The organism is Ohtaekwangia sp. (assembly GCF_036786105.1).
GTDB lineage: Bacteria > Bacteroidota > Bacteroidia > Cytophagales > Cyclobacteriaceae > Ohtaekwangia.
Window position 1 is genome coordinate 98,760 of the sequence record NZ_DAIQRQ010000009.1, and the last position, 23,465, is coordinate 122,224.

Consider the following 23,465-nt stretch of genomic DNA (forward strand, 5'->3'; position numbering starts at 1 on the left):
TAATTTTCGTAAAAGGCTTATTTTTGCGGTTCGCCAAACAGAACGAACTACAACATGGCCGATTACAGCAAAGACGAGATCAAACGCATTGAAAAAAAGTGGCAGGATACGTGGGCTACCACCGGAGCTTACCAGGTAAAGGACGATACGTCCAAGCCTAAATATTATGTATTGGATATGTTCCCCTATCCTTCCGGAGCCGGGCTTCACGTAGGGCACCCGCTCGGGTATATTGCATCTGACATCGTTTCACGCTACAAGCGACTGAAGGGCTTCAATGTGTTGCACCCGATGGGGTTCGATGCGTTTGGATTGCCAGCTGAACAATATGCTATTCAAACCGGTCAGCATCCGGCCGTAACTACAGCAAAAAATATAGAGACGTATAAACGCCAGCTGCGCCAGATCGGCTTCTCATACGACTGGGATCGCGAAGTGCAAACCTGCGACCCTGCTTACTATAAATGGACGCAGTGGATTTTCGCACAATTATTCAATGCCTGGTATAACAAGAAGGCTGGTGCCGAAGGAAAGACCGAGCCAATCACTACGCTGATCGCTGAACTCGAAAAGAACGGCAATAAAAATATTTCCGCTGTATGCGATGAAGGCACGCCTTCCGTTACCGCAGAACAGTGGAAGAATCTGGATGAAAAAGGCAGAGAAGATTTTCTGCAGAAATACCGCATCGCTTACCTGAGCGAAACGATGGTGAACTGGTGTGCTGCACTCGGCACCGTACTCTCCAACGATGAAGTAAAAGACGGTGTAAGCGAACGAGGTGGCTACCCGGTAGAACGCATCAAGATGATGCAATGGAGCATGCGCATTACCGCGTATGCCGAGCGCCTGCTGAAAGGGTTGGATACAATCGACTGGCCCGAGCCTGTAAAAGAAATGCAGCGCAACTGGATTGGCAAGAGTATAGGATGCGAGCTAGATTTTAAAGTTGATAAGAGCGAAGACCTCTCCATTCGCGTGTTCACCACACGCATCGACACGATCTATGGTGTAACGTTCATGGTAATAGCACCGGAACATGAACTGGTAGACAAGATCACAACACCGGAGCAACGTGAAGAAGTTACCAAATATGTAGATATAGCGAAGAACCGCAGCGAGCGCGAGCGCATGAGCGAAGTGAAGCGTATTACCGGGGCATTTACCGGGGCGTATGTAATCAACCCGTTCAGCAACGAGAAAGTACCTGTGTGGATTGCCGATTATGTATTGGCGGGCTATGGAACAGGCGCTGTGATGGCAGTGCCTTCGAGCGATACGCGCGATTATGCTTTCGCAAAGCATTTCAATCTACCGATCATAGATGTATTGGAAGGTCCGACCAGCGATATCAATCAGGATAACTTCGAGCCGAAATCAGGCACAATGATCAACTCCGATTTTCTGAATGGTTTGCCCTGGAACGAGGCCATCGAAAAAGCATTGCAGAAAGTAGAATCGCTGGGCATTGGTATACGTAAAGTAAATTTCCGCATGCGCGATGCCATCTTCGGCCGTCAGCGGTATTGGGGTGAACCCTTCCCGGTATATTTCGACAACGGCATACCAAAGCTGGTAGACGATGCCGATCTGCCGGTAACATTGCCGGAGATTGATCAATATAAACCAACCGAAACAGGTGAGCCTCCACTGGCCCGTGCCAAAGGATGGAGCTATAAAGGCAAGCATTACGAACTGACTACGATGCCCGGATGGGCCGGCTCAAGCTGGTATTGGTTCCGCTACATGGACCCGAAGAATAACAACGAGTTTGCCAGCAAAGACAAAGTATCTTACTGGAAAGATGTAGACCTGTATATAGGCGGATCAGAACACGCTACCGGTCACTTGTTATACTCTCGTTTCTGGTGCAAGGCTATGAAAGACCTGGGCTTTGTAGAAGCAGAAGAGCCATTCAAAAAACTGATCAATCAGGGACACATTCAAGGTGTATCGAAGTTTGTATACCGCATCAACGGCACGAATAAATTTGTGTCGCACGGTTTGCGCAAGCAATACGAAGTAACACCATTACACGTGGATGTAAACATAGTAGACAGCGATATACTCAATCTGGAAGCATTCAGAAAATGGCGCGATGACTTTGCAAATGCAGAATTTATACTCGAAGACGGCAAGTATATCTGCGGAAGCGAAGTAGAGAAAATGTCGAAGTCGAAATACAATGTGGTGAACCCGGATGATATTATAAACAACTACGGCGCTGATACCTTGCGTATGTACGAGATGTTCCTCGGCCCGCTGGAGTTATCCAAGCCCTGGAATACCAATGGTATTGATGGGGTATATAAATTCCTGAGACGTTTCTGGAATCTCTTCCACGACAAGAATGAGAACTTCACCGTGAGTGATGCAGAAGCAACCCGCGATGAGCTGAAGATATTGCACAAGACGATCCGAAAGATTGAAGATGACATTGAGCGCTTCTCTTTCAACACATCGGTGAGTGAGTTCATGATCTGCTGCAATGAACTGAGCTCTATGAAATGTAACAAGCGTGCTATACTGGAGCCGCTGGTGATAGCATTGTCTCCGTATGCTCCGCACATCGCTGCCGAACTGTGGGAGAAGCTGGGCCACAAAGATTCTGTATTGGAAGCCAGCTACCCGAAATACGATGAGCAGTATTTGGTAGAAAGCTCCTTTGAATATCCGATCTCCATTAATGGCAAAGTACGTGTGAAGATGAACTTCGCCCTGGATATGCCGAAAGAAGACATCGAAAAACTGGTGATAGCCTCCGAAGCCGTACAAAAATGGACGGAAGGCAAAGCACCGAAGAAGGTGATCATCGTACCGGGCAAGATTGTGAACGTTGTGGTGTAGCCGTTAACGGTTACACGTTATTAGTATCTGATCTGTGCCCTTCTGTGAGTTCTGTGGGAAATCAATGCATTTTAGTCCCACAGATTTCGCAGAAGAACACAGAAAGTAAAGTATCCCGAAAAACCAACGACAACTTCTCAAAGCTCGCCGCTAAAAGCGCGCAGCTCTCCTCCGCCAGCTTCTAACCATTTTTCACTACCTTTGCGCTCGCTAAATTTCAATCGAATGCGATATTCCAAAATTGTCGGCCTGGGCCATCATGTTCCGGAAAATGTCATTACCAACCAATACCTTTCTACCGTCATGGATACCAACAACGAATGGATCGTTGAGCGCACGGGTATACATGAGCGCAGATGGATGAATCCGGAAAAAGATACCGTAGCCAATATGGCCGCTAAGGCCACACGCATGGCCCTGCAGCGCGCCGAGCTCAAGGAAACGGATATCGACTTCATTGTATTTGCCACAATTACGCCCGACTATTTCTTTCCCGGTTCCGGAGTGTTGTTACAACGTGAATTGGGTCTTGACGGCAAGATCGCTGCGCTCGACATCCGCAATGCCTGCTCGGGATTTATATATGCACTCTCGGTAGCCGATCAGTTCATCAAAACCGGTATGTATAAAACCGTGCTGGTAGTAGGAGCCGAAATTCAATCTACAGCACTGGATATATCAACACGCGGAAGGAATACAGCCGTTATTTTTGGCGATGGTGCCGGTGCTGTAATTCTTCAGCCATCCGACAAGCCCGGTATACTTTCCACGCATCTTCACTCAGATGGTAACTTTGCCGAAGAGCTCTATGTAAAAGATCCGGGCAGTAGTCGCCCGCATAGTGAAAGACAACCCGAGCAGATCACCGATACATCTACCTTCAAGGTCGTGATGAATGGCAACCAGGTATTCAAACATGCCGTGGTTCGCTTTATGGAAGTGATCCAGGAAGCGCTCGATGCTAATAAACTTACCAAAGAAGACATTAACCTGCTTGTGCCTCACCAGGCAAACCTGCGCATCAGCCAGTATATCCAGGAGAAGCTGGCCCTGAGTGATGCCCAGGTGTATAACAACATTATGCGGTATGGAAATACTACCGCTGCCTCTATACCAATCGCCCTCAGCGAAGCCTGGGCTGAAGGTAAAATCAAAGAAAATGATTTAATTTGTTTAGCCGCCTTCGGCAGTGGCTTTACCTGGGCCTCTGCGTTGATCCGGTGGTAAAAGGCGAGAGCCATTACACGTTATTCGTTATCCGTATCCTGTAATTACGGCCGAGTAACGTGTAACTGATAACGATTAACGGATAACTGATAACGAACACCTAACATGAAGACCTCCTCTTATAATCCGAGTCCGCTGGAAGTTGATTTCGCTAACGCACTATATATACTTCAGAAGGAGATTGAAAAACATCTGCAGGACAACCAGGTTATTCACGTAGAGACCAACACGCGCAAAGACAACCCCATGGTTCGTTTCAGCCTCCTCGACAAAGATGGCGACCCTCACGAAATTGTAGTGCGCATCGTCCAGGTTCCCGACAAATTCTGAGTATACTTTCAGCATACAATCTTTCCTGTATCCTGTTATATTTCACAACCAGCAATGTTCCCAATATTGCCGGCGCTGTTCCGTTTCATTTAATAGAACGTAAGCACTTAAACACACCAATACTTAAACACCTCAACACTTACAAAAAAATTCCCACCATTAACATAAACCTTCCAACACGTACGCACATTTTTCCTTAGCTTCGTTGGCAAACCAATCCATTAAACCAGGCACCCAACGATGATCCTTGTACTCTTCACTATTCTATTGCTGATCGTGCTGATCACGCAATTCAAAGTAAATAAAGTATACACTGCAATCTCCACGGTTTTTCTGATAGCCCTGTATTTTATACTGCGTGTATTACTCCGAACACAGCACATCACAGATACAAACATAGATCATCCGCTGCTTGCTATACTTTTCTGCATCGTGTTGCTGGTAGTGATGATCTCGCTTTTCAAGATCAATCCGTTCCTGTCATTCCTCGTTGTATCCACGCTTGCAGGAGCGTTGCTGGGTATACCGGTCGCTTCCATCACTGCTTCCGTACAAAAGGGCATAGGCGATATGCTCGGGTCGCTGGTGATTGTTATTGCCTGTGGTGCCATGCTGGGCAAGTTGGTGGCCGATAGCGGTGCAGCACAACAGATTGCCTCTTTCATGGTAAAGCTATTCGGCCAGCGCTATATTCAGTGGGCATTAATGTTCACCGGTTTTATCATTGGTATACCGTTGTTCTATAACGTTGGTTTTGTACTCGTGGTGCCGCTCATCTTCTCTGTTGCATTCCGTTATAAATTTCCGGCAGTATATATAGGCTTGCCGATGCTCGCATCGCTTTCGGTTACGCATGGATTTCTTCCACCGCACCCCTCGCCCACTGCGCTCGTGGCACAGTTCAATGCCAATATAGGCACCACGTTGCTGTACGGGGTGATCATCGGACTTCCCACGGTAATCATTGCGGGTCCTGTTTTTTCAAAGACATTGAAAAAAATAAATCCGCCCGCTCCAAAAATATTCGAAAACGCTGCAGATATAGCACCTGAAAAATTACCCGGTCTTGGTATCAGTATATTCTCCTCCCTCCTGCCGGTAATACTATTGGCGATAACAACCATACTCGCACCACGTATTATCAATGAAACGCTGCAGTCTGCCATCAAATTCATAAGCGATCCGGCAATGGTCATGATTATCTCGCTTGCCGTAGCAACCTATACACTCGGCATTGCTCAGGGTATGGACATGCAGAAGGTAATGAACATTTATGGTGAAGCCGTAAAAGATATAGCCATGATCCTGTTGATCATGGGCGGTGCGGGAGCACTCAAGCAAATTCTCATCGATAGCGGCGTGAGTAAAGAAATTGCTATACTACTCAGCGGCCTTGATATTCATCCGCTGCTGCTGGGCTGGACAATAGCATGCCTGATCCGTGTGTGTGTGGGTTCTGCCACCGTAGCAGGTCTTACCGCTGCCGGTATCATTGCTCCGCTGATTACATCGATGAACGTTGACCCCAACCTGATGGTGTTATCCATTGGTGCGGGTAGTCTCATGTTCTCGCATGTAAACGACACCGGCTTCTGGCTCTACAAAGAGTATTTCAACCTCAGCATACGACAAACTATCCAATCGTGGTCGCTGATGGAAACCATTGTGTCGGTGTGCGGGCTTATCGGTGTTATGATCCTGCATTATCTCATATAAATTTTCTTGCTGCAAAATCTTTGGCATACTAATTTCGTTTCATAGGAAAGTAGATTGACCGATTATGAATAGTGCTGTCAGATTACACCGTGAAGAACTTGCAAATGCAATAACGCATGGCCTGGGTGCCTTGCTCGCTTCAGCCGCCCTGGTATTGTTGGTAGTGTTTTCTATCCTGAAAGGCAGTGTATGGCACGTGGTCAGTTTCTCGGTATTTGGCGCAACGATGGTGATGCTATACCTCGCTTCCACGCTTTACCATAGCATTCAGAATGAACGAGCGAAAGTATTTTTTCGCAAGGTTGATCACATGTCTATTTACCTGCTCATTGCCGGTACCTATACACCTTTCTGTCTCACACTTCAAAACTGGGTCGGCTGGACAATGTTCGGACTCATCTGGGGATGTGCTGTTGCCGGCATCGTGCTCAAGATTTTTTTTACCGGTAAAAAAGAATTGCTCTCCACCATCCTATATATCGTTATGGGCTGGTTGGGTATTATCATTTTCAAACAACTATACGATGCCATTCCGCTTACAAGCTTTATGTTTCTATTGCTGGGCGGTGTGTTTTATACCACAGGCACATATTTCTTTATCAAAGACAAGGTCCGGTATTTTCACAGCATCTGGCATCTGTTTGTGCTGGCGGGTAGCACAGCACATTTCTTTTCCGTGATTGGTTTGCTGGGGTAATCATGGATTGACTATCTTTTCAGCTCAATTCACTTGCTATGTCAACCCTATCACCAGACCAGCGTTTTGAAGCACTGAAATTTGTATTGCCGCCTGCACCCAAACCGCTGGGAGTATATAAGCCGTTCCTCATTGTTGGTAATTTTGTCTATGTCTCCGGGCATGGTACTGTGCAGACCGATGGTTCATTGATCATTGGCCGCATTGGTAAAGATATGACTATGGAAGAAGGCAAACAGGCTGCACACCAGGTAGGTCTTGCTATACTCGCCACACTGAAGGCCAACCTCGGAACGCTCAACAAAATAAAACGCGTAGTGAAAGTATTGGGAATGGTAAATGCCGTGCCTGAATTTGAACGCCACCCGTTTGTGATCAATGGCTGCAGCGAATTATTTGCGCAGGTATGGGGCGAAGAAAATGGCATTGGCGTGCGCAGTGCGGTAGGCATGGGCTCTCTGCCCGATAATATACCGGTGGAGATCGAGGCGATGTTTGAACTGCATTAACGATTTCGATTATCGATTGATAAGTTGTATCTTTAATATATGCGAACTGTAACCATTGAAAGATTAAGAGAGCTGCGTAAAATCGCTTCGTCACATGAGAATGTACGCATCAGCACAGTTGATGAAGCTTTGCAACCCGATCTTAAAAACTTCCTGGTTGGAAAAACATTCAGAATGTTGGATAATGATATTATTATATTCTCTTCTGATTTCCGTGACTGGCTTCACAAGTTAAACACAAGTGGTTTTGATTACGCACTACAATTAAAGGATGAACGTAAAGAAACTGCTACGCGATATTGATATCGTTCACAAGGTCTTTCAGAAGAAATTTCCGGTTCTACACTGGAGCGAATCATTTCAGGAAAATTTAAAGAACAGCTTTACTTATCTCGACTTCACAAAGGTTGATGAAGCTATAAACAATCTACTCACCTGGACAAATAAAAACTTATCACTTACTGAGCACATCACACACGAAAATCATCCGATCGCTATAATTTCCATATTCCATTACAAATTTCTGAACGAAATACATCCATTTGCGAACGGTAACGGAAGAATAGCGCGGCTTCTAACCACACTTTTATTGCTCAAAAGAAACTACCCTCCGGCATTGATCAAAGCTGAAGAACGCCAACAATATTTCCAGACCTTAATCCAAACAGAAAAAGAAAAAAACTTCGACTACATTATTACTTTTATAGGTGAGAGAATTTTGGAGGCTATGGAGAAACGTATAAAAAGCAAGAAGGTATGAATAATTGGTTTACAATATCGAATGTAGAACACATTGATACCCCCGCGCTGGCCGTTTACCCGGAGCGCATCCAGGAGAACATCCGCATTCTCAAAACATTTGCTCCGGATATAGCGCTTCTTCGTCCACACATGAAGACGAACAAATCGCCTCAGGTAGCGAAGATGTTAATACGCGAAGGTATAGCCCTGTTCAAATGCGCTACCATAGCAGAAGCCGAGATGTTGGCCGAAGCCGGAGCAAAAGATATACTCCTCGCCTATCAACCGGTTGGACCAAAAGCCGAGCGACTCGCTACGCTCACCGCCAGATATTCGCAAACTATATTTTCATGCCTCGCAGATAATATAGCAACAGCGAAACACATCAGCACAGTATTCGAACGAAGCGCTCAGAAGATACGGGTATATATAGATCTGAACGTAGGCATGAACCGCACCGGCATCGCGCCCGATGCTGCACTCGAGCTCTACAAACAATTACTGGCACTGCCCGGCATCATTGCATACGGCTTGCATGCTTACGATGGTCACTTACGTGATGTTGACCTGGCTGCGCGCACACAAAAATGCAACGAGGCTTTTGCGGCTGTAGAAAAACTTCGCGATCAGATTGTACAACAAACCGGTAATACACCAGCGATTGTAGCAGGAGGAACACCTACGTTTCCTATACATGCTCAACGAAACGGTGTAGCGTGCAGCCCGGGAACATTTATATACTGGGACAAAGGCTATGAAAGTATATTACAGGAGCAACCCTTTCTTTTTGCAGCACTTGTAGTAACGCGTGTTATCTCACTACCTGCAAAAGATACTATCTGTATAGACCTCGGCCACAAAGCGATTGCATCTGAAAATCCATTAACAAATCGTGTTACATTTCTCAATGCTCCTGACCTGGAGCCGACTGGCCACAGCGAAGAGCACATGATCTTAAAGACACCGGCCGGAAGCACTTACCAGGTGGGCGATGTACTTTACGGAGTTCCGTATCACATCTGCCCTACCGTTGCACTGTACGATCGCACCGCAATAGTGACGGACAACGAGGTAACTGACTACTGGACTACACAAGCCCGCAACCGCGTAATTACGATATAGTATACGTATAGCGATAAGGTACCTGACAACTGCATTACCAGACTACACCATGAATATACCTTTCATCATTGACGCACACCTCGACCTGGCCATGAACGCCATGGAGTGGAACCGCGACTATCGAAGACCTGTACACGAAATCCGCAGCCGCGAAAAAGGGATGACGGACAAAGCGGATCGCGGCAATGGTGTAGTAAATTTTGAAGAACTGCGAAAGGGAAATATAGGTCTGGTAGTAGCTACGCAAATAGCTCGTTATGTAGCACCCGGTAATAATCTGCCCGGCTGGCATTCTCCTGAACAGGCATGGGCACAAACACAGGCACAACTCGCCTGGTATAAAGCGATGGAAGAAGCAGGCGAAATGGTGCAGATCACCAATTTACCGGCGCTCGAAAAACATCTGCAACGCTGGAATAACGGAACATCAAACGATAAAAAACCGATCGGCTATATATTAAGTCTTGAAGGTGCCGACTCGATCGTTACTGTGGATTATGTAGAGCGTGCCTATAACTACGGTTTGCGCGCTATAGGCCCGGGTCACTACGGGCCGGGGCGGTATGCACAGGGCACCAATGCTACCGGTGGCATGGGAAAACCAGGGCAGGCACTGTTGAAAGAAATGGAACGCCTCAACATCATTCTCGATGCTACCCATTTATGTGATGATAGTTTCTGGGAGGCAATGGATCACTTTCATGGCAATGTGTGGGCGAGCCATAACAATTGCAGGACACTGGTAAATCACAACCGGCAGTTCAGCGATGAGCAGATTAAGGAACTGATCAGTCGTGGGGCAGTGATTGGTGGTGTGATGGATGCCTGGATGGTGGTGCCCGAGTGGATCAAGAATGTATCTACACCATTAAGCATGGATTGCGGGTTGGAAAAGCTGATCGATCACATGGATCATATTTGCCAACTGGCGGGTAACGCACATCATGTTGCCATCGGGTCTGACCTTGATGGTGCATTCGGTAAAGAACAAAGCCCGTATGATATAGAGACCATCGCCGACCTGCAAAAGATACCTGCGATGCTGGCAAAGCGTGGCTACTCCGAAGAAGATATAGCAAACGTCATGCACGGCAACTGGTTACGATTTTTGCGAAAGGCATGGAAATAGAATTTAGAAATAAGAAGTAAGAAGCCAGAGAGGCACTTCTTACTTCTGGCTTCTTGTTTCAACTACTGATTCCGCTTCTCAATATCGATTTTCTGTACTTTCTCGTAACCGAAAATCTCATCGAGCGATAGCTGTTTTATTTCGCCATACTGTTTCAGTTCTTTAAAATTGATCTTATTCTTGTTGCCGATCAGCACAATATTAAAGTTCTTTCCTTTGATGTTATCCTGCGCAAACTTCTCCACATCAGCAAGAGTAAATTTTTGCACCTGGTCGTATATATCTTTACGAATATCGTAATCCAGTCCGCGCCTGCGCGCTTCTTCATAATCAAAAAGTATATCTGTTTTGGTAATACGTTCGCTTTCAATCTGGTTAAGGATAGCATTACGCGTCACTTCAAAACCACCTTCCGTCTTGGGAAAATTCGTCAGCAAACCGTTCATAGCCTTCATCGCCTCCGGTTGTTTATCAGCTTGCGTGCCGATATAGGCATAAAATAAATCGTTGCCCGTAGGCTTATCGGCCGAGCCATAGTGTGCGAATGCTGCATATGCCAGCCCCTGTGCTTCGCGTAATTCCTGGAATACGGGAGAACTCATGTTTCCTCCAAAGTATTCGTTGAACATGCAGCTGATCGGTACACGTGTTTTATCAAAGCCTGCTCCTTTCGAGAGGAACATGATTTCTTCCTGCACCATATCATAATCCGTCCAGTACACGGCAGGCTTGGCAACATCCTGCATCTTAAATTCTACAGGTGGCGGCACAGGCTTCAACTGATCGGGCAATGCATGATATTGATTGAGCGATGCCACGATCTCCTCTCCTTTCTTCGGGCCATAGTATAACACGCGATGTTCGGTCTTTGTAAAATCTTTAATGATCGTGATCAGGTCTTCTGCTTTTACTTCCCTAAGTTCTTTATTGCTTAACACATTGGTGAAGGATGACTTCGGCCCGTACAAACCATACGCAATCAATCCTTCAAACATAATCGTACCTTTGTCCTTCTTGCTGTCTTCACGTTTCTTGAACATACCAGCAACCATTTTCTTCAAAGCTTCATCATCTGCTTTGGGATTCGCTAGTAACTTTTCTAAAAGCTGCAGCGCCTTGTCCGTGTTCTCGGCAAGTCCCGCCAGGTATATATAGGTTCTGTCTTCTGAAGCCGATACTCCGAAGTTACAACCAAGCCTGTAGAACTCTTTCTTGAAATCTTCAGCCGACATATCTTCCGTTCCCAGATACTGTAAGTACTCCACCGCTACATTTATCTTCGGGTCGTTGTTACTGCCCACATCCGACATGTAGTATAACGAGAAGAGGTCATTCTCGGTGTTGGCAGTATACAGCACATCTACACCTTTATTCATCTTCAGCTTCCGGATATCTTTATCATAATCCACAAACACAGGCTTCAGCTTCTCCGCTTTTTTCTTCAGGATGGCCTGGTGAAATGGCGACTTGTCCTCTTTGTTCAACGCTACTTTCGTGATGGAGGGCTTATCAACTTTCTTTACGTTAGTGTCTTTACCAGTGCGTTTATATACTACTACATAGTTGTCTTTGTAATGCTCGTTGGCAAACTTCACAATGTCTTCCTTCGTGATCTTCCGCATAGCATCGGTTTCCGAGATATACTCATTCCACGCCATGTTATTGGTGAATGCCAGCACCAGGTCGTTTGAGCGCGACCAGTTGTTCTCCGATCCCTCAATCTTCGATTTTTTGAGATCGTTTATCGAAGCTTCAATCAACCAGTCGTCAAACTCTCCGTGTTTCACCAGTTCTATTTGTTCAAGGAGCAATTTCTTTACGTCCTCAAGGCTCTGCCCGTCACGCGGACGTCCGGAAAATCTATGAATGCTATAATCACCCATTGGTTCTACATGGCTCGCAGGATCGATCACTTTTTGTTGTTGGTCCAGGTTGATATCAATCAACCCCGCCTGCGAGTTCGATAGAATCATATTCGTGAGCGTTAGCAGCGTATAGTCATCGCTGTTTCTTCCCTTGAAGCGGAAGCCTATATTTACCCACTCGGCTTCGGGCCCGTATACTTCTTTCACTACCGGCGTAGTAATAGGATCTTCTTCCACGCGGTTCCAGGTTGGCAGCTGATCGTTGGGCTTCCAATTGCCAAAGTATTTATCGACCAACGCAATCGTTTTGTCGTAATCCAGGTCACCACTGAGGCAGATCGCTACGTTGTTCGGACGATAATAGGTATTGAAGTACTTCTTAATCTCGGTGATCGAAGGATTCTTCAGGTGATCGATCGTACCAATCACTGTTTGTGTTCCATACGGGTGTTTTGTGAACATCGCTCCAAAGAGTGCTTCATAAGTTTTCCAGTAATCATTATCAAGGCCACGGTTCTTTTCTTCATACACCGCTTCGAGTTCGGTGTGGAATAAACGCGGCACTATTTTCTGAAAGCGGTTGCCTTCGAGTTGCAGCCAGTTGTCCAGTTGATTGGCCGGAATGTCATTGATATATACCGTGCGATCTTCCGAAGTATAAGCGTTAGTACCCAAGGCACCCAGTTCGCCTACCATTTTATCGTATTCATTCGCAATAGCAAACCGCGAAGCTTCGTTCGATACCTGATCGATCAGTTTGTAATATTTTACACGTTCAAGCGAATCTTTCAGCGTGCCATAGTGTGCAAACATGTGTTCGATGCTGTCGAGGTATACTGATTCCTTTTGCCAGTCGAGCGTACCAAAATCGGCAGTGCCTTTAAACATGATGTGCTCCAGGTAGTGCGCGAGACCGGTATTGGTAACAGGGTCATTTTTACCACCGGCTTTTACGGCGATCTGTGTTTGAATGCGCGGTTCGTCTGTGTATTGGCTGAGGTAAACTTTCAGGCCATTCTTCAGCGTGTAAATTCTTACTTTCAGAGGATCATTGGTAACATACTCGTACGAATAGCCGTTGCTTTCTCCGGTCTTGGTTTGATACTTGCCGGTCTCTTGCCGGCAAGCCCACAGGGAAAGGTAGAGCATGGCGACCACCGTGGTACGCCAAAAAGTTCTAATCATGTATTTTGAGTTTAATTAATAAGGTTCGGCTAAAAATAACGAAGATTACCATACATCCTTGCCGATTTTATCTTTTAAATGATGAATTTTCCAGTCCCGAATAAATTCAACCGTGAGCAAAGGTTTGCGTAGAAATTAAGAGTACCTATGAAGACTAAAAAAAAATTATTCGCCTTCTCGATTATACTGGTAGCACTGGTAGCCGCATCGTTCACCCGACCCGCTGAACGCTATTTCGAAATAGCCAAGAACCTCGATATTTTCGCCACACTTTTCAAGGAAGTGAATGCACTGTATGTAGATGATGTCAATCCCAACAAGCTCATCCGCACCGGCATTGATGCCATGCTCAATTCACTCGATCCATACACCAACTATATACCGGAAGATGAAGTGGAAGACTTCCGTACGGTAAACACCGGACAGTACGGAGGCATTGGCGCCATTACCCGCGAAATAGGTAACCGTACCGTTGTAACGATGATCATGGAAGGATATGGTGCCCAGAAAGGTGGACTTAAAATTGGCGATGAGATCATCAAGATCGATGACATTGAACTTTCCAAGCTTACACGCGAAGAATCAAGTCACCTTATGAAAGGACAAGTTGGTACTTCCGTAGCGCTTACCGTAAAACGCAAAGGTGTAGACCAACCCATACGCATTGAATTTAAACGCGAAAAGATCAAGGTAAACAATGTACCCTACTACGGTATGGTGGGCAACGATGTAGCCTACATCCAGCTCTCTGACTTTACGCCCGATGCTGCCAAAGAAGTAAAGAATGCTTTAACAGCCTTGAAAGAAAAAGGTGCTAAGAGTGCCATCCTCGACTTACGCGGCAACCCCGGAGGTTTATTGATTGAAGCCGTAAATATTACTAACCTGTTCTTGCCTAAAGGTAAATTAGTGGTGAGCACCAAAGGAAAAATTCCGGAGAACAACCTGAACTATGAAACACTGAATCCTCCGGTAGATACCGATATCCCCGTGGCTGTGCTGATCAATCGCGGAAGTGCTTCTGCATCGGAGATTGTAGCGGGAACATTACAGGACTATGATCGTGCTGTCATTATCGGCGAAAAATCGTATGGTAAAGGATTGGTGCAGGTTAGTCGCCCGCTCTCGTATAACTCGCAATTGAAAGTTACTACTGCCAAATACTACACGCCTACCGGCCGCTGTATACAGGTGCTTGACTATACCCATCGCCGCGAAGATGGCAGCGTAGGGTCTATACCGGATTCGCTCAAGCGTGCCTTCAAAACATCATCCGGCCGCACGGTATACGATGGTGGTGGTATAGATCCCGATATCAAAACCGATCCGAAAGAAGCACACATGCTCACGCAAGTGCTGTTTGAAAAAGGCCTGATCTTCGACTTCGCTACACTCTATGCTTCAAAACGCACCGAGCCGGTAAATGCCCGCACGTTTTCATTAAGCGATGATGAATATCAACAGTTTGTTACCTGGATGAAGGACAAAAACTATAAGTATAAATCATACCTCGAATACGAGCTGCAGGAGTTTACTGAAGAAGCGAAGAAAGAAAAATACTATAACGACCTGAAAGTACAACTCGACCAGGTAGCCAACCGCATTGCTGAGAGTAAGAAAAATGAACTGATGCTCTACAAAGATGAGATCAAGCTGTTGCTGGAAGAAGACATCGTAGCACGTTACCACCTCGAACGGGGCAGCGTCGAAGCCGGCTTCAAGTACGATGATGATGTAAAGAAGGCGGTTGATGTATTGCATGATAATGCGCAGTATAGGAAGATGTTGAATCTTTGATTCGTTATGCCGTTACATGTTATCCGTTACACCTTACCAGTTAATCGTTTGTACAGTCGGTGTTTGTAGCCAGGTGTCTCCACCTCACTGTAGATAATAACGGCAACAAGAAACATCTATTCGCGGATATTAATAACAATTAACGTGTAACGGATAACGAAGTAATGAAAAGAATAAAGATCATCACGGCCACTCTGTTTCTTGCCATCATGATCCTCATGCATGCCTGCATGACTTTTCGCATGAGTTCAAAGGAAGTAGACAAGTTCTTCACCGAAAATCATATCAAAGGATCACAGCATGCTTACACGCAAGGTTTTCGAACAATCCATTATGCAGAAGCCGGAGATACGATCAAACCGTTGGTGTTATTCATTCACGGATCACCCGGGTCGCTCAGTGCCTTTATACATTTCCTGAAAGATTCTTCTCTCACACAGGAAGCGCTGCTCATCACAACCGACCGACCCGGCTTTGGATACTCGAACTTTGGATTAGGGGAATCGTCATTACAAAAACAGGCCGCTATACTCAAGCCTATTCTCGAAACACATAAGCATAATCGTCCGATTATACTGGTAGGACATTCATTGGGCGGTCCGCTCATTGCCCGTATGGCGATGGATTATCCGGAACTTGTGGATGGTCTTATTATAGTAGCCGGATCTATTGATCCTGAACTTGAGCCTAATGAAACATGGTTTCGGGCTCCGCTGGCTACACCATTTTTAAGCTGGATATTGCCACGATCGTTCCGCGCTTCGAATGAAGAAATATACCACCTCAAACCGGAGCTCGAGCAAATGCTTCCCCTTTGGAAAACTATACGATGCCCCGTTATTGTGATACAGGGAAAGAAAGATCAACTCGTTTCTCCTGCCAATGCAGACTTTGCCAAAAAGATGCTGGTAAATGCCCCGGTGGAGTTTGTATATAAAGATGATATGAACCACTTCGTTCCATGGAGCAATCCGGAGCTTATACACGATGCCATCATCCGGATGCTACACAATCAACCTTCAGCAGGAAAATAAACAGCCTGTTTATTCTTCTACCTTAAAACCGGGGTTATAAATGATGCCGAGTATATTTCCCCACGGATCTTTCACGGTGGCTACAATAATATCGCCTCCTACATTTTGCGGCTTCTCATGTTCCGTAGCACCCAATGCCAACAGGCGCTCATATTCCTGTTCAACCGCCAGCACTCCCCAGTACACCAGCACGCTTTCTGCTTTTACTTTTACTGGCTTCTCCTCCGGCTGCAGACCAAGCTCATAGCCACCAATATTGAACCCTACATAAAAAGGCTCATTGAAATACGGAGTCGTTTCAAAAGCGCGGGAATACCATTCCGTTGCCTTTACAATATCAGATACTTTGAAGATTGCGGTGCGAAGTCCTAACATAGTTGGTGTTGTTTAATGATCGATACACCAATATCTTTTCTTCCACCTGAATAGTCAAACGATCTGCTATATTTTCTTGTGAAGTTTCTCAGCGATACGTTTTGTCTGCATATATATTCTGCGATATCTCTCCCTGCTTGCGCAATGCTTCGGCCACCATATCTTTCAAAGCATGTTCTTCTTTCTCCGCTTCTGTTTGTTGCAGGTTCTCGTTGTGTTGTCTGATCTCTTCATTCAGCTTCTTGATCTGCAACATATACTCACGTTCCTTGCGGGCAAGTTCTTCCTGTGTTGCCTGCATCTCTTCCATGCTTTGCCGCATTTCCTCGTCCTGGGCATTCAGGCGTTCCATCTGCTCTTGCGATTGATACAGCAACGTTTGTGTTCTTTCAGTTGTTTGTACACTGGCCAAGGTGGATGCGATGTTCTCACCCATCCTTTCCAGGAAGTTCAGCTCATGTTTTTCTACTTCACGGAATGAAGCGATCTCGATCATTCCATAGACTACATCATTCACTTTAAGAGGAAGTATAATCAGGTTGCGCGGTGTAGACATCCCCAGTCCGGAAGTGATCCTGACATAATCAGCCGGTATATCGCGCAAGTATATCACAGAGCCTTCTTCCCAGGCTTGCCCTGTAAGGCCGCATCCTTTTTCAATCACATCTTCCTGATATTTCTTGCGATCCCATGCGTAGCCAGATTTCGGCACCAGCACTTCACGCCCCTCCTGCTCTTCTACCGTATAAAAGAATGCCTGGTTTACATCCAGATACTTTACCAGATACGAGAGCACATGTTCTGAAAACGTAGCAAGGTTATGCGAGTACTGCCGGCTGAGATCTACATAACCTGCCATTCCGTTCAGCGCCCAGTTTCTTTTTTCATCTTCCTGCGAAGCATGTTTCAGATTATTGCGCATCTCCAGCAGGGATGTTCCCAATTGGTCATGTTCGCTCAACGGCTTATAGGCTACATCCAGGTTTCCTTTTCCAACCTCTACGGCGAACTTTACCGTTTCAGTTACTGAATCGAGATAGCTGTTGAGTGATTGCAGCATAACGCTGACTTCGTCACCGCCGGTATCTTTGCTTCGTTGCGATAATTTACCTGCGCTTACATCAGCAATCATACGGCTCGCATTTTTTATACGTTTTACAATGCGGTTGGAAATAATAACGCTAACAGTCAACGAACCGAACACAGCCACCAGCGCAACAGAAAACATACCCGACAAGGATTGGCGTGCCGTTATATTTCCCTGTTCTTCCAGCGAAGCATAATGGCGCTGTATCCTGGCACTTACCTGCGACATCGGCTTCGCTAAATTATTATAGTAATTCACAAACTCGTTTAGCATCAGGAATGATTCTGCATCGCCATCCAGTTCGTGAATAAAGAGATCGGTACAAAACGCCGCATACGCTTTTCCCCGGGTATATATTTCACTTACCAGCGGGTCTTTGTCATTCATTCTGAGTAGCGCTTGTGTATTGGTGATAAATCCTTTAATCTGCGCATCAAATTCTTTTTTTATCGCCGCTTTTTCCTGCGCATCCGAATGGTCTACCGAAAAGCCGCGATACATCAAACCGCGAAGGTTATCGCGCATGTTCTGTGCCAGTAATAAATAATTTAACTGCTTTCCCTCGCGGGCCAGTATATCCTTGGCATCATTCAGATTTCGAATGCCTGAGTAACTGATATACAATGCGCAGATGATCAGTACCGAATTAACGCCGATCAGCAAAAGTATCTGTTGACGGATGGAGAGTTTCATAGGGTTAACATTAAGGTATAACAGGTTAGCTATAGCAGAATGTCTGCTACAGAATATAGATATAGAATGAGTGAGAATCAGAGCATCAGGCGCCTTCGCACCGGCACTGCATTTTCTACAACGGTGCAGCCGGGCAATCTGGCCAGGCTTAATACCGGAACTTGCTTTAAAAAGAAAAGCCGGTATATATGAAATATACTGGCTGAGAGGTGGAATAGAGAGAATCTTTTTTCCATACGTATACGGTTAGTTGGTTTTACAACGGACATCCACGACAACGAAAGCTATTGCCAGCGCACACATTTAACGGACAACGCACTGTGCTGCTGATTACATGAGTAAAGTAACGTATTGATAAAGACTTTAAAATCAGGGTTCTCCTGATTTCCAAAAAATCAGCTGATTCCTGATAAGGATGCACGTTCAAACATAATAGCTACAATACTGCTGTATTCAGCAATATGATTAATACCTTCTATAGATATATCTGGAGATACATCTCATTAAATATATACATCAAACCGTATCATTGATATTATTAAGCCTGTTCTATCCGCGTTTAAACAATTTTATTTGATTCCCTGCAATCAAAAAAAAGAAGCGGGCCGGGTGAGATGAAACGGAAAATCTGATAAATTTATAGAGAGTCAACGCTTGTACCAGGCGAGTTTGGCACAACCTTTAACGTCTATAAAACTTAGTACCTGACTCTGTTAAAAGAACACCGCTTGTAGACACTGGTGAAAAGTTGTTATCGTTTAAAATTGTTTAGGAATGCAGGGTTCATCAATTGTCACAACCGCCTCTTCTCCCGCTACATTCGCCTCAGGCATTTGTCAATCAGCACAAAAATCCGGTGTCGAACAGAGGGCCTATGTATCGTCCGGAATCTCCGGATATAAGATACTTTCCGTATTACTGACCTGGCTCATTTTGTTTTTAGTCGGCACTTCACAAGCCAGTTATAGCCAGAAACCCGAGCTAAGGTTCAAACGCATTAATGTAAATGCGGGGTTGTCGCACAGCAGTGTAAGAACTATTTTTCAGGACCAGCAGGGTTACATGTGGTTTGGTACATTGGATGGGCTGAACAAATACGATGGTTATACCATTACGGTTTATAAACATTCTGTGAAAGACAGCATGAGCCTGACGGGCAGCAATATCTCTTCCGTGCTACAAGACAAAACCGGGAATCTCTGGATTGCAAGTACCAAGGGTGTTGACCGGTACAGGAGCGCCACCAATAATTTTAAACACTATAAAGAGTTTACAGAAATCCCTATTAATTATATATTCGAAGATTCACATCAAAATATATATGCTGTATCTTCTTCCGAAATTTTTCTGTATGATGAAGTACATGATAAATTCAGATTATGGAAAAGTGCGCCAACCGAAATTTGGCAATTGTTCGAAGACCGTAAGGGAAATCTCTGGGCAAGCGGCCCCAACAGTATATACCTGTATAATAACACCACACGAAAATTTGAGGTGCAGCCTCAGGCAAAACTCACGAGTATCTTTACGATAGAAGAAGACGACCAACATCGCCTCTGGCTGGGGTCGCTCGATCATGGATTAGCGGTATATAATCCGGATGATAAAAGCATTCGCTACTTTCGCCACGAAGAGAATAATCCCAACAGTCTGGCAAAAGATCAAATCCAATGCATGAAGTTCGACCGGTACGGCAAGCTTTGGATCGGAACACAAAACGGTGGCCTGAGCATTTACGATCCTGTCAAAGATATTTTTTTTAATTATGTGCACGACCCGGGAGATCCGGAAAGTCTTTCGTTCAATTCAATCACGTGTATATATGCAGATCACAATAAAGATATATGGCTTGGCACATTTAGCGGAGGCGTAAATTTTGCTACGGAAAGAAATTTTCCGCACAAAATAAATATGATCTTCAGAACGAACAGCTTGAGTAACAACAACGTCACTTCATTTTGCGAAGATGACGAGGGCTATATCTGGATCGGTACAGATGGAGGAGGATTAAATGTATATGACCGTAGAACCGATTCATTCAAACACTTCCTGCATGATCCGCACAATACTAAATCTATCGCTGCAGATGTGATCACTTCCATTTCAAAAGACAAAAAAGGTGACTTGTGGTTCAGCTATTGGATGGGAGGCGTAGATCGCTACGATAAAAGCAAAAACGAGTTCGTTCACTATAAATACCCGGACAAGAATCCGGATAAAGACTGGCGAGTTAACAGTGTTATGTATCTGTATAACGATAACCATTCCAATTTATGGGTGGGCGGTCTGGGAAGTCTTTATTTACTCAACAAGCAAACAGGGGAATATTTAAAATATAAAGTAGAAATTGGGCACGACCTGAAAAACTATGTATGCAGCATGACGGAGGATCATGCCGGCACGCTGTGGGTTGGCTCGTGGGACGGGTTGCATATACTGAACCCCGAAACAAAAGAAATAAAAGAATATCTTCATAATCGTATGGACTCAACCTCGTTGAGCAACAATACAATATATGTAGTTACCGAAGACACCAGGCAACGGCTTTGGGTAGGAACTGGTGCCGGACTAAATCTCCTCAATAAAGACGGAAAGACCTTTACTATATATAATCAAAAAGATGGTTTGCCCAGTGATGTAATCTATGGAATACTGGAAGACGAAGCCGGTAATTTATGGATGAGCACATCGAAAGGAATATGCAGGTTTAATCCTGACAGCAAAGCGGTCCGCAATTTTGATATGAGCGATGGGTTGCAGGGTAATGAATTCAAGCTGCACTCCTTTCTGAAGCTGCGCTCCGGAGAAATGCTTTTCGGAGGAACAAACGGATTCAATATTTTCAATCCTTCCAAAATAAAAGATAATCCTGATATTCCTCCTGTAGTAATTACAGACTTCCGCATTTTTAACGAACCTCCTGTTATTGGTGCTCCCGACTCTATCCTGCACACGCATATATCGCAAACGCGCGAATTAAAGCTTTCCTATAAGCATTCTGTTATCTCATTTGAATTCGCAGCATTGAACTATATAGCACCGGAGAAGAATCAATATGCCTATATGCTGGAAGGATTTGATAAAGACTGGAACTACATCGGCAACAAACGAACCGCCACCTACACTAACCTCGATCCTGGCAAATATACCTTTCGTGTAAAAGCAAGCAACAACGATGGCGTATGGAATGAAAAAGGTACCGCTGTCGATATCATTATAACACCTCCTTATTGGGCCACCTTCTGGTTTAAATCGCTGGCTGCGCTCGTAGTGATTGGCCTTGCCTATAGTTTCTTCCGCGTAAGAATCAATATTATTAAAAGACAGAAAGCTATGCTGGAAGAACAGGTTCGCCTGCAGACAGCGGAGGTAGTGGCACAAAAGGAAACACTGGAAGCACAAGCAAAAAATCTGCAGGCATTAAACACTCAACTGCAAACGCAAACCGATTTTCTCGAAAACGTAAACCACGAACTTCAACATCAAAAGGATCAAATTACATTGCAGCGCGAAGAAGCCGAAAAAGCACGTGAAGAAGCCGAACAAGCTCGACAGGAAGCAGAACGTGCAAACCAGGCCAAGAGTATATTTCTGGCAACGATGAGCCACGAGATACGAACACCCATGAATGGTGTTTTAGGGATGGCATCTTTACTGGCAGAAACACCACTTACACCCGAGCAACAGGAATATACCGACACCATTCGCAGCAGCGGCGATGCATTGTTAACGGTGATTAACGATATTCTTGACTTCTCCAAAATTGAATCCGGAAACCTGGAGCTTGAATATACCAGTTTCGATATGCGCCAGTGCATTGAAGAAGTTATGGATGTATTCTCTACCAAAGCTGCCCAAAAAGGTTTGGACCTGGTATACCAGATCGATTACCAGATTCCTGCATTGATAATAGGCGACAGTCACAGGCTAAGGCAAATACTGCTCAACCTGATCAGCAATGCCATGAAATTTACACACAAAGGTGAAATCTTTGTTGGCGTAAATCTGCTGGATAACACAAACGATCAACTGGAGCTTGCATTCCATATTCGCGATACGGGTATAGGTATACCACCCGACAAAATCTCACGGCTGTTCAAGGCATTTTCGCAGGTAGACTCTTCTACTACACGGCGGTATGGCGGCACCGGCCTGGGGCTGGTAATCAGTCAGCGCCTGGTTGAATTAATGGGTGGCACCATCACTGTAGAAACAGAGGAAGGTATAGGTACCACTTTTAGTTTTACCATTAAGAGTTCTGTGAGCCAGGAATCGATTCGACAGTATGTGCATTGCAATACCGTGGGCAATGAAGGTAAAAAAGTGTTGATCGTAGATGACAATACCACGAACCTTACAATTCTCAAAACACAGCTCGAACTATGGAAACTCACTCCTACACTGGCCATCTCCGGGAAACAAGCGTTAGAGATACTTTCGTATCATGATGGATTTGATCTGACGATCACCGATATGCAGATGCCCGATATGGATGGCGTGCAACTGTCGCAGCGAATCAAAGCCAAACATCCACGTCTTCCTATTATTCTGTTAAGTTCTGTAGGCGATGAAAGCAAAAAAAAATATCCCGATCTCTTCTCCGCCATTCTGAACAAACCAGTAAAACAACAACAATTATGCAGGGCAATTCAGTCATCATTACGCCCGGGCGGTATACATGTAACAGCCGAAACGCAAAAGCCCAAGCAGGTTTTATCAGACGAATTTGCAAAACGCTATCCGCTACGAATCTTACTTGCAGAAGACAATCCTGTAAATCAGAAACTGGCCATTCGTGTGTTAAACAAACTGGGATATACCGACATTGATATAGCCCATAATGGCAGTGAGGCTGTCCATAAATTAACGCAGCAGTTTTACAATGTGATATTAATGGATATTCAAATGCCGGTGATGGATGGACTCGAAGCTACCCGGCGTATACGGGCTTTACCTGGCGAACGGCCCATTATTGTAGCAATGACAGCCAATGCCATGCAGGGCGATCGTGAAGAATGCTTACGCGCGGATATGGACGACTATATCAGTAAACCCGTTAAACTCGAAACACTGGTAGATGTTCTTGAAAAGTGGGCACTTGAAGTGAGTAA

General features: G+C 45.1%; 17 protein-coding genes. 13 read left to right on the plus strand and 4 right to left on the minus strand.

Translation table 11 applies throughout. The features are described from left to right. Positions 1–54: 54 nt before the first annotated feature. From leuS to V7Q33_RS06845, 10 genes are all read left to right on the plus strand, one after another. Positions 55–2,847 carry a leucine--tRNA ligase gene (gene leuS, locus V7Q33_RS06800; RefSeq protein ID WP_333819342.1) on the plus strand — a complete coding sequence of 931 codons (2,793 nt, stop codon included), beginning with the start codon at positions 55–57 and terminating at the stop codon, positions 2,845–2,847. 225 nt (positions 2,848–3,072) lie between these two features. Next, positions 3,073–4,074 (plus strand): 3-oxoacyl-ACP synthase III family protein, encoded by a 1,002-nt coding sequence (locus tag V7Q33_RS06805; RefSeq protein ID WP_331978780.1) that lies wholly within the window; start codon positions 3,073–3,075, stop codon positions 4,072–4,074. 105 nt (positions 4,075–4,179) lie between these two features. Further along, entirely contained in the window at positions 4,180–4,404 is a 225-nt protein-coding gene (locus V7Q33_RS06810; protein ID WP_331978782.1) for a hypothetical protein, read from the plus strand. A 240-nt stretch (positions 4,405–4,644) separates the two neighbouring features. After that, positions 4,645–6,120 (plus strand): gluconate:H+ symporter, encoded by a 1,476-nt coding sequence (locus V7Q33_RS06815; protein WP_333819343.1) that lies wholly within the window; start codon positions 4,645–4,647, stop codon positions 6,118–6,120. 64 nt (positions 6,121–6,184) lie between these two features. Next, a complete protein-coding gene (gene trhA, locus V7Q33_RS06820) occupies positions 6,185–6,817 on the plus strand; it encodes a PAQR family membrane homeostasis protein TrhA (protein ID WP_333819345.1) in 633 nt (210 codons plus the stop codon). A gap of 38 nt (positions 6,818–6,855) precedes the next feature. Further along, positions 6,856–7,326 (plus strand): RidA family protein, encoded by a 471-nt coding sequence (locus V7Q33_RS06825; RefSeq protein ID WP_333819346.1) that lies wholly within the window; start codon positions 6,856–6,858, stop codon positions 7,324–7,326. 39 nt (positions 7,327–7,365) lie between these two features. Continuing rightward, positions 7,366–7,629 carry a hypothetical protein gene (locus V7Q33_RS06830; RefSeq protein ID WP_331978790.1) on the plus strand — a complete coding sequence of 88 codons (264 nt, stop codon included), beginning with the start codon at positions 7,366–7,368 and terminating at the stop codon, positions 7,627–7,629. Beyond that, positions 7,598–8,086, plus strand: a complete 489-nt coding sequence (locus tag V7Q33_RS06835; RefSeq protein WP_333819348.1) for a Fic family protein — start codon at positions 7,598–7,600, stop codon at positions 8,084–8,086. Before V7Q33_RS06830 ends, V7Q33_RS06835 begins: the two co-directional genes overlap by 32 nt. Beyond that, on the plus strand, positions 8,083–9,189 hold the full coding sequence (locus V7Q33_RS06840; RefSeq protein ID WP_333819349.1) for a D-TA family PLP-dependent enzyme: 1,107 nt from the start codon (positions 8,083–8,085) through the stop codon (positions 9,187–9,189). The genes V7Q33_RS06835 and V7Q33_RS06840 overlap by 4 nt, the downstream gene beginning before the upstream one ends. 49 nt (positions 9,190–9,238) lie before the next feature. After that, positions 9,239–10,318, plus strand: a complete 1,080-nt coding sequence (locus V7Q33_RS06845; RefSeq protein ID WP_333819350.1) for a dipeptidase — start codon at positions 9,239–9,241, stop codon at positions 10,316–10,318. Between the two features lie 62 nt (positions 10,319–10,380). Here V7Q33_RS06845 and V7Q33_RS06850 read toward each other — a convergent pair whose 3' ends face one another. Then, on the minus strand, positions 10,381–13,368 hold the full coding sequence (locus tag V7Q33_RS06850; protein WP_333819351.1) for a M16 family metallopeptidase: 2,988 nt from the start codon (positions 13,366–13,368) through the stop codon (positions 10,381–10,383). A gap of 147 nt (positions 13,369–13,515) precedes the next feature. On the opposite strand from V7Q33_RS06850, the gene V7Q33_RS06855 reads away from it, so the two are divergent. Both V7Q33_RS06855 and V7Q33_RS06860 read left to right on the plus strand, forming a co-directional pair. Continuing rightward, a complete protein-coding gene (locus tag V7Q33_RS06855; protein ID WP_331978800.1) occupies positions 13,516–15,165 on the plus strand; it encodes a S41 family peptidase in 1,650 nt (549 codons plus the stop codon). A gap of 164 nt (positions 15,166–15,329) precedes the next feature. Next, positions 15,330–16,199, plus strand: coding sequence for an alpha/beta fold hydrolase (locus tag V7Q33_RS06860; protein WP_331978802.1), 870 nt, complete (start codon positions 15,330–15,332; stop codon positions 16,197–16,199). A 9-nt stretch (positions 16,200–16,208) separates the two neighbouring features. On the opposite strand, the gene V7Q33_RS06865 is transcribed toward V7Q33_RS06860, so the two are convergent. The 3 genes from V7Q33_RS06865 to V7Q33_RS06875 all read right to left on the minus strand — a co-directional run bounded on the left by V7Q33_RS06865 (position 16,209) and on the right by V7Q33_RS06875 (position 18,590). After that, positions 16,209–16,574, minus strand: a complete 366-nt coding sequence (locus V7Q33_RS06865) for a VOC family protein (protein WP_331978804.1) — start codon at positions 16,572–16,574, stop codon at positions 16,209–16,211. 88 nt (positions 16,575–16,662) lie between these two features. Continuing rightward, positions 16,663–18,354 (minus strand): GAF domain-containing protein, encoded by a 1,692-nt coding sequence (locus tag V7Q33_RS06870; protein WP_333819352.1) that lies wholly within the window; start codon positions 18,352–18,354, stop codon positions 16,663–16,665. A 77-nt stretch (positions 18,355–18,431) separates the two neighbouring features. After that, a complete protein-coding gene (locus V7Q33_RS06875) occupies positions 18,432–18,590 on the minus strand; it encodes a hypothetical protein (RefSeq protein WP_331978808.1) in 159 nt (52 codons plus the stop codon). Positions 18,591–19,128: 538 nt separating this feature from the next. On the opposite strand from V7Q33_RS06875, the gene V7Q33_RS06880 reads away from it, so the two are divergent. After that, a partial coding sequence (locus tag V7Q33_RS06880; protein ID WP_333819354.1) for a hybrid sensor histidine kinase/response regulator occupies positions 19,129–23,465 on the plus strand: 4,337 nt, incomplete at its 3' end.